The organism is Bariatricus sp. SGI.019 (genome assembly GCF_050315235.1).
Classification (GTDB): Bacteria; Bacillota; Clostridia; order Lachnospirales; family Lachnospiraceae; genus JAFBIX01.
The window spans coordinates 18,796-33,210 of sequence record NZ_JBNPOQ010000009.1; the positions used below are offsets into that span (position 1 = coordinate 18,796).

The 14,415-nt window shown below is 40.8% G+C and carries 11 protein-coding genes; 9 read left to right on the plus strand and 2 right to left on the minus strand.

From position 1 onward, the window contains the following. Positions 1–125: 125 nt before the first annotated feature. Positions 126–1,391: a peptidoglycan-binding protein gene (locus tag ACQRD1_RS07145; RefSeq protein WP_235231818.1), complete on the minus strand. Its 1,266-nt coding sequence runs from the start codon at positions 1,389–1,391 to the stop codon at positions 126–128. Between the two features lie 129 nt (positions 1,392–1,520). Between ACQRD1_RS07145 and ACQRD1_RS07150 the strand changes: the two genes are divergently transcribed. The 9 genes from ACQRD1_RS07150 to ACQRD1_RS07190 all read left to right on the plus strand — a co-directional run bounded on the left by ACQRD1_RS07150 (position 1,521) and on the right by ACQRD1_RS07190 (position 13,180). After that, positions 1,521–2,720, plus strand: coding sequence for a transglutaminase domain-containing protein (locus tag ACQRD1_RS07150; RefSeq protein WP_235231819.1), 1,200 nt, complete (start codon positions 1,521–1,523; stop codon positions 2,718–2,720). A gap of 201 nt (positions 2,721–2,921) precedes the next feature. Continuing rightward, positions 2,922–3,992 carry a carbamoyl phosphate synthase small subunit gene (locus ACQRD1_RS07155; protein ID WP_235231820.1) on the plus strand — a complete coding sequence of 357 codons (1,071 nt, stop codon included), beginning with the start codon at positions 2,922–2,924 and terminating at the stop codon, positions 3,990–3,992. Further along, the gene (carB, locus tag ACQRD1_RS07160; protein ID WP_235231821.1) at positions 3,992–7,189 is read left to right on the plus strand and encodes a carbamoyl-phosphate synthase large subunit; all 3,198 of its coding nucleotides are present in this window, start codon (positions 3,992–3,994) and stop codon (positions 7,187–7,189) included. The genes ACQRD1_RS07155 and carB overlap by 1 nt, the downstream gene beginning before the upstream one ends. Before the next feature lie 212 nt (positions 7,190–7,401). Next, entirely contained in the window at positions 7,402–8,025 is a 624-nt protein-coding gene (locus ACQRD1_RS07165; protein WP_235231822.1) for a cell wall hydrolase, read from the plus strand. 160 nt (positions 8,026–8,185) lie between these two features. Continuing rightward, positions 8,186–8,860, plus strand: a complete 675-nt coding sequence (locus ACQRD1_RS07170) for a response regulator transcription factor (RefSeq protein ID WP_235231823.1) — start codon at positions 8,186–8,188, stop codon at positions 8,858–8,860. Between the two features lie 8 nt (positions 8,861–8,868). Next, positions 8,869–9,876, plus strand: coding sequence for a sensor histidine kinase (locus ACQRD1_RS07175; protein ID WP_235231824.1), 1,008 nt, complete (start codon positions 8,869–8,871; stop codon positions 9,874–9,876). Between the two features lie 119 nt (positions 9,877–9,995). After that, positions 9,996–10,763, plus strand: a complete 768-nt coding sequence (locus ACQRD1_RS07180; protein WP_235231825.1) for an ABC transporter ATP-binding protein — start codon at positions 9,996–9,998, stop codon at positions 10,761–10,763. Further along, on the plus strand, positions 10,756–12,741 hold the full coding sequence (locus tag ACQRD1_RS07185) for an ABC transporter permease (protein ID WP_235231826.1): 1,986 nt from the start codon (positions 10,756–10,758) through the stop codon (positions 12,739–12,741). The genes ACQRD1_RS07180 and ACQRD1_RS07185 overlap by 8 nt, the downstream gene beginning before the upstream one ends. Positions 12,742–12,835: 94 nt before the next feature. Next, positions 12,836–13,180, plus strand: coding sequence for a cupin domain-containing protein (locus ACQRD1_RS07190; RefSeq protein ID WP_235231827.1), 345 nt, complete (start codon positions 12,836–12,838; stop codon positions 13,178–13,180). A 78-nt stretch (positions 13,181–13,258) separates the two neighbouring features. Here the strand turns inward: ACQRD1_RS07190 and ACQRD1_RS07195 are convergent, their stop codons facing one another. Further along, positions 13,259–14,356, minus strand: coding sequence for a pyridoxal phosphate-dependent aminotransferase (locus tag ACQRD1_RS07195; RefSeq protein ID WP_427787216.1), 1,098 nt, complete (start codon positions 14,354–14,356; stop codon positions 13,259–13,261). Positions 14,357–14,415 lie beyond the last annotated feature (59 nt).

The window sequence follows — 14,415 nt, forward strand, 5'->3', positions numbered from 1 at the left end:
GCGTAATGAAACACATGATATAGAATATCTAACTTAAATATATGCTGTATTTTGTGAAAAGTCAACTATATGGCATCTGAAAATAGAATAAAAATTGGATGGTTTTCCATAGATAAATTACAATTTTATACAAGTTCAGCAATTCTGGATACGCCTACATATACCTCGGAGATTTTATACCAGGTGCTGTAATCAACAACACCGGTGGCCGGCAATCCGAAGACGGATTGGAATTTTTGTACGGCAGCAGCGGTAGCTGGACCGTAGATGCCATCAGCGGTGACCTTGGGAATTGCAGGGTATGCACTGGCAATGGTATTGAGTTGTTCTTGCATCTGGCGGACTTTGGGGCCAGAAGAACCTTGCTCCAGATTATATCCTGGCCAGGAAGAAGGGATGCCTGAGATGGCTTCGGCGGTATTAATGTACATGTCGTCACCGTAATAGTAGCGCAGGATTTCAATAGGGGTATATCCCTGTTCTCCCAGAGACATCGAACCCCATTGTGTCATCCAGTTTGGACATTGAACACGCCTTCCGTCACAATACTGGGTCAGAATCGGCTGGCGTACATTTGGACGTGACAGATAATCAGCAAAAAGTTCATCTACGATTACGGAGATGGTGTCAAATACATTCCTCTCTGGGATCCATTTGTGGTCAAATGCTGTAGATGAAGTTATGGTGAAGTCATAGCCTTGATTTCGGTACCATTCAGTATATACTCGATTCAGAGTGAAGGACATAATTGCCAGAACATTTGCCCGGATAGTATTTGCCGGCCATGTGGCATAGATTTCACTGGAGGCAACATTTTTGATATAATCCTTGTATTTCACATAATAATTTTGTGCAGTAGAATCTCTTGGACTTCCATCATGAACGACAATGTATTCGGGGACAACGACGCGGCTTAGAACGATTTCGCCGGTTTCATTCATAGGTTTGATCTCATCTTCCGGTATTTTAGCGGGATATGTTCCATATAATGTGTGTGCAGGGATGACAAAAACTTCTTCTGATGGTTCTGGGGTATCAGTTGGGCGAAGAGAGATGTTTTGAATTGCGGTAACGTCTGGAAGCAGTTCGGCGCCGGCAATGCTGACAGGTTCGTATCCGGGAGCCTCTACTTGGAATGTATATTCTGCATAAGGTTGTTCTTCAATCGCAGGATTTGTACTATACTCTAAAGGAGGAGTATTTAGTTCGATGACTTCTGTCTGACCGGAGGAATCTGTTTTTAATTGTTCTAATTGACTTTCTGGAACACCAGTATATGAAATGGATATGGTGGCATCTGCAATCGGATATGCATTAATTTCAGATGTAATATTAATCTGTAGTTTTCCTTTATCAGGTGTATCCAACTGATTGGGATTCATTGCATTCATAAAAGTACCTCATAGAGAATCTATTACAATTAGCATATGAAATCAGAGAAGAAAGCGTTACTTGTATTGTACATTTTTGTGAGAATGAATATAATGTGAATAGAATATTGGTAAGACTGAGGAGGATGAATGAGAAGAAGAAAGAAGCGAGGATGCCTATATGCATTGACGACGGTGGTCGGTGTATTTTGTATGTTGCTGTTCATTATATATGTAACAGGTGAAAAATTAAATATTCAAAAAGAAGCAAAAAAAACCGTATCTATACCATATCAGGAGATAGACGCAGAATTGGAAGAAAGCTTGGGAGAAAAGTATTATTATCAGCAAATTGGAGCTGAGGAACAAGCAATCTATCAGGAAATTCTACAGGGAATCAAGGAGAATGTAGATGAAATTTATACGCATGGGTCAGATGCGGACAGAACGATTCAGTTATTTCAATATGTTTTAAAAGATTATCCTGATATATTCTGGTGTGATGGGACGGCAACAGCAACTGCGTATGAGGAGGAAGAGTCCTATACTATATTGCGGCCGGATTATATATATAATAATGAAGAAAAGACTGTTATGAAAGAGGAGATTGAAGATACAGTGTTGGACTGTCTCTCGGGAATATCTGCAGAGGAATCAGAATATCAGAAGATACTGTATGTCTATGAATATATTGTTAATACAGTGGATTATGATCAAGAAGCTTCTGATAATCAGAATATTTACAGTGTTTTTGCGCACCATCGTTCTGTGTGTGCCGGGTATTCCAAGGCGACACAATATCTGTTGGAAAAATTGGGGGTATTCTGTACTTATGTGACTGGAACGACGACAGGGGGGCAGAGTCATGCATGGAACCTGGTGCGTTGTAACGGAGAGTATTATTATGTGGATACGACATGGGGAGATCCAGTGTTTCAGGCAGCGGAGGGTGAAGAAGTGAACCAGCTGCAGAATATTAGTTATGACTATATGTGTTGTGATGATACGGAACTTTTGAAAAATCATACGCCGGATAATGACGTGGAACTTCCATCTTGTACAAGAATGGACTGTAATTACTATGTGATGAATGGAATGTATTATGATTCTTATGATGGGGAAATCATACTTCAAAAGATGAATGATATCATCTCGTCCAAAGGAAATCCAGTGGTGTTGAAATTTAAAGACAGTGGAGTATATGGTCAGGCACATGATGACATTTTTCAAAATATTATTCACAAGGCAGCGCAGAATCTGGCATCCTGGTATGGGCTGACAGAAGTGAAGTATCAATATATGGATGAACCGGAGCTGAATAAGATTACGATTTATTGGCAGTATGAGTAAGATTTAAGAAGAATTAGTGGTTGAAAAATGAATCTATTTGTAGTATAATTTTTACAATTTGTGGAGACGAGGATTGTCGAAGAGTGATAGAATAAAACAAGGCGGTTTTGTGCTTGCACAAACTGCCTTATTTTTTGGAATTATAGCTGTTTCGGAGGGATGTTCGTCCTGCATAAATTAAGGAAGGGAAAAGGTGAATATATGAAAGCATTTCTTATATTGGAAGACGGGACCGTCTTTACCGGAACCAGCATAGGTTCAACAAGAGACATGATTAGCGAGATAGTATTTAATACTTCAATGACAGGTTATCTTGAGGTGTTAACTGACCCTTCTTACGCCGGACAGGCCGTTGTAATGACCTATCCATTAATTGGCAATTATGGAATTACGCCGGATATGGAATCGAAAAAGGCATGGCCGGACGGGTATATCGTAAGAGAATTATCCAGAATGCCAAGTAACTTCCGATGTGAAGGCAGCATTCAAGATTTCCTGAAAGAACAGGATATACCGGGAATCGCGGGAGTTGATACCCGGGCACTGACGAAGATATTGCGTGAAAAAGGTACCATGAATGGAATGATCACTACGAATGAGAATTATGATCTGGAAGAAATCATCCCGAAGTTAAAAGCTTATGTGGTAGGGGACGTAGTATCAAAAGTCACATGTAAGGAAAAATATGTCTTAGAAGGTGATGGACCGAAAGTTGCGCTGATGGATTTTGGCGCGAAGAATAACATTGCCAAGTCTTTAAATAAGCGGGGATGTGAGGTGACAGTATATCCGGCAGACACTTCTGCAGAAGAGATCATAGAATCGCAACCGGATGGAATCATGTTATCGAATGGGCCTGGAGACCCGGCTACCTGCGTATCTATTATCAAAGAAATCAAAAAATTATATGATTCAGAGATTCCAATTTTTGCAATTTGTCTGGGACATCAGTTAATGGCTCTGGCAAATGGTGGGAAAACCTATAAGTTGAAATATGGACATCGTGGTGGCAATCATCCGGTGAAGGATCTAAGTAATAATCGTGTGTATATTTCTTCACAGAACCATGGATATGCAGTAGATGGCTCAAGCCTGGATCCGTCGGTTGCAGAAGAAGCATTTATCAATGTCAATGATGGAACCAACGAAGGACTTTCATATGTTGGGAAGAATATCTTTACCGTACAGTTCCATCCGGAAGCATGCCCTGGTCCTCAGGATTCGGGTTATTTGTTTGACCGGTTTATGGATATGATGAAAGGAGCAAAATAATGCCTAAAAATAAAGATATAAAAAAAGTATTGGTGATTGGCTCCGGTCCTATTATTATTGGACAGGCAGCAGAGTTTGACTATGCAGGTACACAGGCCTGCCGTTCATTAAAAGAGGAAGGCCTGGAAGTTGTTCTTTTGAACTCTAATCCGGCAACGATTATGACAGATAAAGATATTGCAGATCGTGTATACATTGAGCCGTTGACTCCAGAGGTAGTGGAACAATTGATCTTGAAGGAAAAGCCAGATAGTGTGCTTCCGACTCTGGGAGGACAGGCAGGATTGAATCTTGCAATGGAGCTGGAAGAATCAGGCTTTTTAAAGGAGCATGGGGTTCGTCTGATTGGAACAACATCGGAGACTATAAAAAAGGCGGAAGACCGTCTGGAATTTAAGGCTACCATGGAAAAGATTGGGGAGCCTTGTGCAGCATCTCTGGTCGTAGAAGATGTGGAGTCTGGTATTAAATTTGCAGAAGAAATTGGTTATCCGGTCGTTCTGCGTCCGGCCTATACATTGGGAGGAAGCGGCGGCGGTATCGCACACGACAGAACGCAGCTGGTAGAGATTCTGGAAAATGGACTTCGTCTTTCTCGTGTTGGTCAGGTTCTGGTTGAGCGTTGTATCGCCGGATGGAAAGAGATCGAGTATGAGGTGATGCGTGACAGCAATGGTAACTGTATTACTGTATGTAATATGGAAAATATTGATCCGGTCGGCGTTCATACCGGTGACAGTATCGTTGTAGCACCTTCTCAGACGTTGGGAGATAAAGAGTATCAGATGCTTCGTACTTCGGCATTGAATATTATCAGTGAGCTGAATATTACAGGAGGATGTAACGTACAGTATGCATTGCATCCAGAGACATTTGAGTACTGTGTTATCGAGGTGAATCCTCGTGTCAGCCGTTCTTCGGCACTTGCATCTAAGGCAACAGGATATCCGATTGCCAAGGTTGCGGCTAAGATTGCACTTGGTTATACTTTGGATGAGATTAAGAATGCGGTTACGAAGAAGACTTACGCAAGCTTTGAGCCTATGCTTGACTACTGTGTAGTAAAGATTCCAAGACTTCCATTTGATAAATTTATCAGTGCAAAACGTACACTGACGACTCAGATGAAGGCAACCGGAGAGGTCATGAGTATCTGTGATAATTTTGAAGGTGCCCTTATGAAGGCCATCCGTTCTCTGGAGCAGCATGTTGACAGTCTGATGTCTTATGACTTCTCTCATTTATCCAGAGAGGAATTGCTGGAAGAGCTGGAGGTGGTGGATGATCGCCGCATCTGGAAGATTGCAGAGGCGATTCGTCAGGGAATCACCTATGATGAGATTCATGCGATTACCAAGATTGATAAGTGGTTCATTGACAAGATTGCGATTCTGGTTGAAATGGAACAGAAACTGCAGAACAGTACACTTGATGCTGAGACCTTAAGAGAAGCAAAGCGTATGGAGTTCCCAGATAATGTGATTGCAAGACTGACCGGTAATACAGAGCGTCAGATTCACGATATGCGTCATGAATATGGAATTACGGCTTCTTATAAGATGGTTGATACCTGTGCGGCAGAATTTGCGGCTGAGACACCATATTATTATTCCGTATACGGAAGTGAGAATGAAGTAGAAGAGACAACCGGCAAGAAGAAGGTTCTGGTGCTTGGTTCTGGTCCGATCCGTATCGGTCAGGGTATTGAGTTTGACTTCTGCTCTGTACACTGTACGTGGGCATTTGCAAAAGAAGGTTATGAGACGATTATTGTAAATAACAACCCAGAGACGGTTAGTACCGACTTTGATATTGCGGATAAATTGTATTTTGAACCATTGACACCGGAAGATGTGGAAAGTATCGTTGATCTGGAGAAACCAGATGGAGCAGTGGTACAGTTTGGCGGACAGACAGCTATTAAACTGACGGAATCTTTGATGAAGATGGGCGTTCCGATTTTAGGAACATCTGCTGAAAATGTAGACGCTGCAGAAGACCGTGAGTTGTTTGATGAGATTCTTGAAAAATGTGGAATTCCAAGACCGACAGGTGGAACTGTATTTACTGCGGAGGAAGCCAAAGAGGTTGCAAACAGACTGGGCTATCCGGTATTGGTAAGACCTTCTTATGTACTTGGTGGACAAGGAATGCAAATTGCAATTAATGACCACGATATTGATGAATTTATTGGTATTATCAACCGAATCGCCCAAGATCATCCAATTCTGGTAGATAAGTATCTACAGGGCAAAGAGATTGAGGTTGATGCAGTATGTGACGGTGAAGATATCTTGATTCCTGGTATTATGGAGCATATCGAGCGTGCCGGAATCCATTCTGGCGATAGTATCTCCGTATATCCGGCACAGAGCATTTCCGATAAGACAAAGCGTACGATTGAGGATTATACGAAGAAGCTTGCGCAATCACTTCATGTAATTGGATTGATTAATATTCAGTTCATTGTGGTGGGAGAGGATGTCTATGTCATTGAAGTGAATCCCCGTTCCAGCCGTACCGTTCCTTACATTAGTAAGGTGACTGGAATTCCAATCGTACCGTTGGCTACAAAGGTGATTATTGGAAATAAGATCAGAGATCTGGGATATACGCCGGGGCTTCAGCCGGAGGCGGATTATTTTGCAGTAAAGATGCCGGTATTCTCCTTTGAGAAGATCCGCGGTGCAGATATCAGCCTTGGACCAGAGATGAAATCCACCGGTGAGTGTCTTGGCATTGCCAAGACATTTGACGAGGCATTGTATAAGGCATTTCTTGGAGCTGGTATTAAATTGCCGAAGCATAAGAATATGATCATTACAGTGCGTGATGACGACAAAGAAGAAGCTGTGGAAATCGGACGCAGATTTGAAAAGATCGGATATAAGATTTTTGCAACAAAGGGAACGGCGGATGCATTGAAAGAAGCTGGTGTAAGAGCCAATGCAGTTAATAAGATTGAACAGGAATCACCAAATCTTATGGACCTTATCCTTGGACACAAGATAGACCTTGTCATTGATACGCCGCCACAGGGTGCTGATCGCTCCAGAGATGGATTTATCATTCGAAGAAATGCGATTGAGACAGGTGTCAACGTCCTGACGGCTATTGACACAGCGGAGGCGTTGATTACTAGTCTAGAGAATACAGATATCAAAAAATTGACATTAATTGATATTGCGACAATATAATATGGTTGCTTTGAAGAAAAGGAATGTGCAGATATGCATGTTCCTTTTTTTAGTAAAAGCAACTTTTTTGTTGACAGATTATTTTGAATATGATAATATATCTCACGTTGTGTTATGTAACAAATTTGTAATAATTGTAATAAAGTTTAAAGAAATGAATATACTTTATTAAAACAATGTTCATACATTGCAAAATAGGAGGGTATAAATTTATGATAAAAAATAAGAGACTGAGTTCGATGTTCGTGTTTTTGGCAGCATGTTCACTGATGGCAACGGGGTTTACCAGCCAGGCAGCCTCTTTACAGTCTGAGACAAACCATACAACAGGGATAGAGACAGCTGACATACAGACTACAGCGATGCAGACAATATCTGAAGAATTCGTGGCTTCCGCCAGTGAAGTTACAGCAGAGGGTCAGCAAATGGCAGCTGAAGAAACAGCCAGAAGAGAACAAGAAGCAAAAGAACAGGCAGAAAGAGAGGCACAGGCTGCGAAAGAATTGCAGCAGAAGCAAGAACTTCTGGCATCTATCATATTTTGCGAGGCAGGAAATCAGCCATACGAAGGACAAGTGGCGGTAGGAGCTGTTGTTCTAAACCGCGTGAACAGCGGAAGCTATCCCAATAGCATAGAAGAAGTCATCTATCAGCCAGGCCAGTTCGGTCCGGCATCCACAGGATGGCTCAACCAAGTCAGAAATTCCGGCGGTTACACCGCAACAGCCCTACAGGCTGCAGCAGATGCACTGGCAGGAGCCAACCCAGTTGGCGGGTGCCTGTACTTCGACAAAGGCGGATGCGGTACCAAAATAGGAGATCATTACTTTCATTAGTAAAATGTTAAAATGGGGACGTAGTAAAATGCAATTTTACTACGTCCCCATTTTAAAAATGCCCTGTACCCAAATTAAGATTTTATGAATTTTTATGTGAAATATACACAAGAATATTAAAATCCTGTACACTGTTGTTTGATAAGGAGTGAAGACAACGATGTACAGGATTTTAATTATTGAGGATGATATGACGATTGCGCATGCGCTTGCAAATCATTTGGAAAGATGGGATTATGAAACGCGGTGTGCGGAGGATTTTAAGTATGTGACAGAGGTTTTTCTGGAGTATGATCCGCAGTTGGTGCTTTTGGATGTTATGCTTCCGTTTTTTAATGGATTTCACTGGTGCCAGGAGATTCGAAAGATATCGAAGGTGCCGATTATTTTTCTGTCTTCAGCCAATGACAATATGAACATTGTGATGGCTATGAATATGGGTGGAGATGAGTATATTGAGAAGCCGTTTGATCTGAATGTAGTGACGGCGAAGGTTCAGGCTATCTTGCGAAGGGCGTATTCTTTCCAGGGTTCGGTCAATGTGATGGAATATCATGGGGCGGTATTGCATTTGAACGATGCGGTGATCGGTTATCGGGATCGGGAATTAGAATTGACAAAAAATGAATTTCGCATTTTGCAGATGCTGCTGGAGAATCGGGGAAAGATTGTCTCGCGAGATGATCTGATTACGAGACTCTGGGAGAGCGATGAGTTTATCGATGACAATACTTTGACGGTCAATATTGCCAGGCTTCGGAAGAAATTAGAGCAACTTGGACTGGATGATATGATCCGCACAAAAAAAGGGATAGGATATATGGTGGAGCAATGAGGATAGTGATGTCATTTTTGCGAGAGCAGACCAGAGAGATATGCTTGTATATGGGGCTGGTCGGAATATTTATTGTAATGTTATTCTTATATAATGTTCCGTTGGATGCGGTTCAATATATTGTGTTATTGATGATTTTGTGGGGAGTTTTCTGTGGAGCAATCGGCTTTTTCCGATATCGGAAACGTCATGAGGCACTTTTAAAGGTGGAAAGGAGTCACGGAAAATGTCTGGATGATCTGCCACAGCCGGAAGGTATGCTGGAAGATGATTATCAGAGAATTGTACGACTTTCTGATAATCTGATCAGAGATATGGAATCGACAGCTCGTATTTCCAAGCGGGAGATGGAAGATTATTATGGAATGTGGATACATCAGATCAAGACACCGATTGCGGCAATGCATGTCTTACTGCAATCCTATGAAAACGGAGATGTAGTTGATCAGATTCTGACTAAAAATATAAAAATGGAACTTTTCAAGATTGAACAGTATGTCGAGATGGTCCTTACTTATCTTAGAGTAGAGGATATGTCGTCGGACTTGTCTCTGAAAACATATGATCTGGATGATATCGTGAAACATGCAGTCCGTAAATATTCACAGCCATTTATTTTGAAAAAGATTAAGTTAAATTATACTACAATAGATATTCAAGTTCTTACAGATGAAAAATGGCTTCTCTTTGTTATTGAACAGATTCTGTCAAATGCATTGAAATATACCAAAAGTATGGGGAGTATTGCCATTTATATGGAAGAGACAAAGCAAGGAAAGTGCCTTGTGATAGAAGATACTGGAATTGGTATTCAGCCAGAAGATTTGCCGCGAGTGTTTGAAAAGGGATTTACAGGATATAATGGCAGGGCAGATAAAAAGTCTACTGGGATTGGTCTGTACCTGTGTAAAGTGGTTATGGACAGGCTTCGGCACAGCATATGGATCGAATCAGAGGTTGACCAGGGAACCAAGGTGTTTCTATGTCTGTCCAGAGATGAAGGCTACTTCGAATAGAATCCATTCTTACAAAGATGTAAGTTTATACAGGGAAAATGTAATCCAATTCGATGGAAGGACATTTTCCCGTTTTTTATAATAAGATTTGTAGAGAACAAAGAAAGGATGGATAGATTATGGCACTGTTGGAAGTGAAAAATGTAAAGAAAATATATACGACCCGTTTTGGGGGCAATCAGGTGGAGGCACTTAAGAATGTGAATTTTTCTGTGGAACCAAGAGAGTATGTTGCAATCATGGGAGAATCAGGATCGGGAAAGACGACTCTTTTGAATATTCTTGCGGCACTGGATAAGCCTTCCGGAGGAAAAGTATATTTGAAAGGCAGAGATCTTGGAAGTCTCAGAGAGAAAGAAATTGCAACATTCAGACGTCAAAATCTGGGGTTCGTGTTTCAGGACTTTCATCTTCTGGATACGTTTTCTCTCAAAGATAATATCTTTTTGCCTCTGGTACTTTCCGGCAAAAAGTACGAAGAGATGGAAAAGCGATTAAGGCCGATTGCAGAAAAACTTGGTATTCAGGGAATATTGGACAAATATCCTTATGAAGTGTCCGGCGGACAGAAGCAAAGGGCAGCGGTAGCAAGAGCGCTGATTACCAGGCCGCAGTTGATTCTGGCAGATGAGCCTACAGGAGCGTTGGATTCCAGGGCCGCAGATGATCTGATGAATCTTTTTACGACCATTCATCAGGACGGACAGACAATCGTAATGGTCACTCATAGTGTGAAGGCGGCAAGCAACGCAAAACGGGTGTTGTTCATCAAAGATGGCGAAGTGTTCCATCAGTTGTATCGTGGCAGTCTTACCAATGAGGAAATGTATCAAAAGATCTCAGATACACTGACCGTGTTAACAACGGGAGGTGAGAGGCATGAGTAGCTCCATTTATTCCAGGCTGGCTGTGACAAATATTAAGAATAACCGAAAGACCTATGTTCCGTATATCCTGACGGCTATTCTGACGGTTATGATGTACTATATTATGGATGCTCTTTCCAAAAACCCGGAAATTGGAGATGGAAGTCTGAAATCAGTATTGGATTGTGCAGTTTGGGTTATTATAATTTTTGCAATTATTTTTCTGTTCTATACAAATAGTTTCCTGATTAAGAGACGGAAAAATGAAATCGGCGTGTATAATATACTGGGCATGGGAAAACCTCATATAGCAAGGATGCTTACAATTGAAACGATGATTACAGCAGTGCTCAGCATTGGCACAGGGATGATCTGTGGAATTATTTTCAGCAAATTGATGTATCTGATTTTTTTGAAAATCCTGCACTACGACATAGGAATGAAATTCAATTTATCAGTAGATTCACTTCGCAATACATTAATCCTCTTTGTCGGAATATTTTTGCTGACATTGGGATATAACCTGCTTCAGATTAAACTGTCGAATCCAATAGAACTGCTTCATGGAAGTGAGCAGGGTGAAAAAGAGCCAAAGACAAAATTACTATTGACAATATTTGGCTTGATATCACTTGGAATTGGATATTATATTGCTATTATAACAAAAGAACCTTTGACGGCTCTCACTAATTTTTTCGCAGCAGTTGTATGCGTAATCTTAGGAACATACGCATTGTTTGTGGCAGGCAGTATTGCACTTCTTAAAATGCTTCGCAAAAATAAGAAATTTTATTATCAGACCAGACATTTTACGGCAGTTTCCGGCATGATTTACCGTATGAAACAGAATGCAGTCGGACTGGCCAATATCTGTATCCTCAGTACGATGGTTCTGGTCATGATATCAACCACAGTATCTCTGTATGCAGGAATGGATGATATATTACATATACGATTCCCGAAAGAATGTAAAGTGAGTATTGAGACTGCCAATCCTGAAAATGAGCAGATGGCAGATCAGATTATTGAAGAAGAAACCAAAAAAGCAGGCGTTAGGCTGGAAAGTATTCTGCAATATCATAATGAAGAATTAATGGCATCAAGATCAGACGATGAATTTCAGTTGAGAGAATTTGGAAATTATGCGGTTGCTAATACTTGCGAAATAAATCTGATTCCGCTGGAAGACTTCAACCAGATGGAAAATCAAAAGAGGAGTCTTATGGCAGATGAAGTCCTTGTATACAATGTGAAAGGAATGTATGGGAAAGATACGATTAAAATTGGTGACAAAGAGTATCATGTAGCAGAAGAACTGGAACACATGAAAGCAGAACCAAAAAACCAGTCCGGGATATATGAAACCTATTATGTGATATTCCCAGATATAGATCAGATTCAGGATGTACTAAATCATGTATATCAGGATAGTACAATGGATGCAGACTGGATTGCCAAGAAAAGCAGCATTTCTTATGATATATCATTTGACCTGAAGGGGAAAAAACAAAATTGCAAGGATGCAATGAATGTTATCAAGAGCCGGATTGAAAATGAAATTCCGAATGCATCCTGTGAAAGCCGTGAATTAAGCCGTAAAAGCTTTTACGGTTTATACGGCGGACTGTTTTTTATCGGAGTCTATCTTGGAATCATGTTTCTGATGGCAACCGTACTCATCATCTATTACAAACAGATTTCCGAAGGATACGATGATCGTAAACGTTATCAGATTATGCAAAATGTAGGAATGAGTAAAGCAGAAGTCAAACGTTCTATCCGAAGTCAGGTCCTTATCGTATTCTTCCTTCCGCTGGTAATGGCAGTTATACACATCACTGTGGCATTTGGTGTGATTACAAAATTACTGGCAGTATTAAACCTCGTCAATGTCGAATTATTCCGACATTGCACAGTCGCTACCGTTGCAGTATTCGCTGCATTCTATGCAGGAGTATTCACGATTACTACCAGAGAATACTACAAAATTGTTAAATAGATGTTGTTGACACATCCCTTTCTTAGGTTGTATTGTGTATATAGAACATATCATCAATGAACTAGGATGATAGCGATAAGGAGGAGCATGTAGTATGACAAAAGCCGGAGAAAGAGAATTAGTAAAAGTAGAGCATGTGAATGGAGGAGCAGGGTTCATCACAAGAGAGCAGTTGGTTTCTTCTGAGGAAGTCGGAGAAGCTTGTAGGATGTATGCGAAGATATCGGTTCTTCCGAACTGTGAGATTGGATATCATGAGCATCATGGAGAGACGGAATCGTATTTTATATTGTCTGGACATGGAATGTATGATGATAATGGTAAAGCGTATCCAGCTGAACCGGGGGACTTATTCCTGTGTAAAGACGGAGATGGACATGGGCTAAAGAATACTGGAACAGAAGAACTTACATTTATGGCATTGATACTTAAAAAATAATATGGGTAGTTTTCATAGACTAAGTGAAAGGGAGTAAGTTGTCGGAGGACTTACTCCCTTCAAAAGTTAAATATATAATTATAGATTTCGGAAAATATCCATAAGCCGGTCATTGTCTTTTGGCATCATGATACAAAATCGCACATATTCTCCCTCAAGACTTTCAAAAGAGGAACAATCACGGATCATCATACGTTCGCGGATTGCGGCTTCAAATACATCAAATGAAGTAATACCTGTTTTAAGAATTCGAATCAGGATAAAGTTCGCATAGGGATTATAGATTTTTAATGTGCCTTGGGCTTCTAGCTTTTTCAACTCTGTGTAGAGTCTGGTACGTTCAGAGTCAATCAGCTGATAGGTAGCATGGATGTATTCTTTGTCATTTAACATAAGTTCGCCTGCAAAAGCGCCGATACTGTTCAGACTCCATGGATTTTGATGGGTAATCAGAGCCTGAAGAAATGCTTCGTTACTTGTAAGCCCATAACCAAAACGCAGCCCTGGAGCGGCGAAGAATTTGGAGACACCACGGATGACCATGAAGTTGTCGTATTTTGGAACAAGAGGGATAGAACTGATTTCGGTTCCTTCAGGGGCAAATTCCACGTAAGTCTCGTCGATCATGACGAAAATATCGAGCTCTTTGCAGCAGTGGATGATCTGTTCCATATCATTTATGCTGATAGCAGAAGAAGTAGGATTGTTTGGATTACAGATGATTACAAGATCGATTTCTTTTGTTAAATTATTTAAAAAATCTGAAATATTTAGACAAAAGTTATCCTCTTCCTTTAGATGATAGTATTCCAGAGTTCCACAGACCAGGGAAAGTTCTCGTGCGTATTCTGAATAGGTAGGTCCGAGTACAAGGGCTTTTCGAGGAGCACGCTGACTGATCAGAAGGGAGATTAGTTCGGTAGAACCATTCCCGACTACAATATGCCGTGGATCTGCATTACAGTAGGAACCTATGTTTTTTTTGAGACTGGTGTAATTTCGGTCTGGATAGCTGCTGATGATGTCCAGATTACCGGCCAGTTTCTTTTTTACTGTCTCTGATAATCCAAGTGGATTGACATTTGCGCCGAATTTAACGATTCCTTCGGCGGAAATGTGGTAATATTCTGCAATCTTTTCTAAATCACTTCCGTGAAATTCTGGTTTCTTTTCCATATCTATGCATCCTATTCTATAATAATTTCATGATTTTGTGTTTCTGGCATTGCCTTTAC

Bases quoted from the DNA above. Each gene is read 5' to 3' on its own strand.
- ACQRD1_RS07145 (WP_235231818.1), bottom strand. From the start codon at position 1,391: ATGAATGCAATGAATCCCAATCAGTTGGATACACCTGATAAAGGAAAA.
- ACQRD1_RS07150 (WP_235231819.1), top strand. From the start codon at position 1,521: ATGAGAAGAAGAAAGAAGCGAGGATGCCTATATGCATTGACGACGGTG.
- ACQRD1_RS07155 (WP_235231820.1), top strand. From the start codon at position 2,922: ATGAAAGCATTTCTTATATTGGAAGACGGGACCGTCTTTACCGGAACC.
- carB (WP_235231821.1), top strand. From the start codon at position 3,992: ATGCCTAAAAATAAAGATATAAAAAAAGTATTGGTGATTGGCTCCGGT.
- ACQRD1_RS07165 (WP_235231822.1), top strand. From the start codon at position 7,402: ATGATAAAAAATAAGAGACTGAGTTCGATGTTCGTGTTTTTGGCAGCA.
- ACQRD1_RS07170 (WP_235231823.1), top strand. From the start codon at position 8,186: ATGTACAGGATTTTAATTATTGAGGATGATATGACGATTGCGCATGCG.
- ACQRD1_RS07175 (WP_235231824.1), top strand. From the start codon at position 8,869: ATGTCATTTTTGCGAGAGCAGACCAGAGAGATATGCTTGTATATGGGG.
- ACQRD1_RS07180 (WP_235231825.1), top strand. From the start codon at position 9,996: ATGGCACTGTTGGAAGTGAAAAATGTAAAGAAAATATATACGACCCGT.
- ACQRD1_RS07185 (WP_235231826.1), top strand. From the start codon at position 10,756: ATGAGTAGCTCCATTTATTCCAGGCTGGCTGTGACAAATATTAAGAAT.
- ACQRD1_RS07190 (WP_235231827.1), top strand. From the start codon at position 12,836: ATGACAAAAGCCGGAGAAAGAGAATTAGTAAAAGTAGAGCATGTGAAT.
- ACQRD1_RS07195 (WP_427787216.1), bottom strand. From the start codon at position 14,356: ATGGAAAAGAAACCAGAATTTCACGGAAGTGATTTAGAAAAGATTGCA.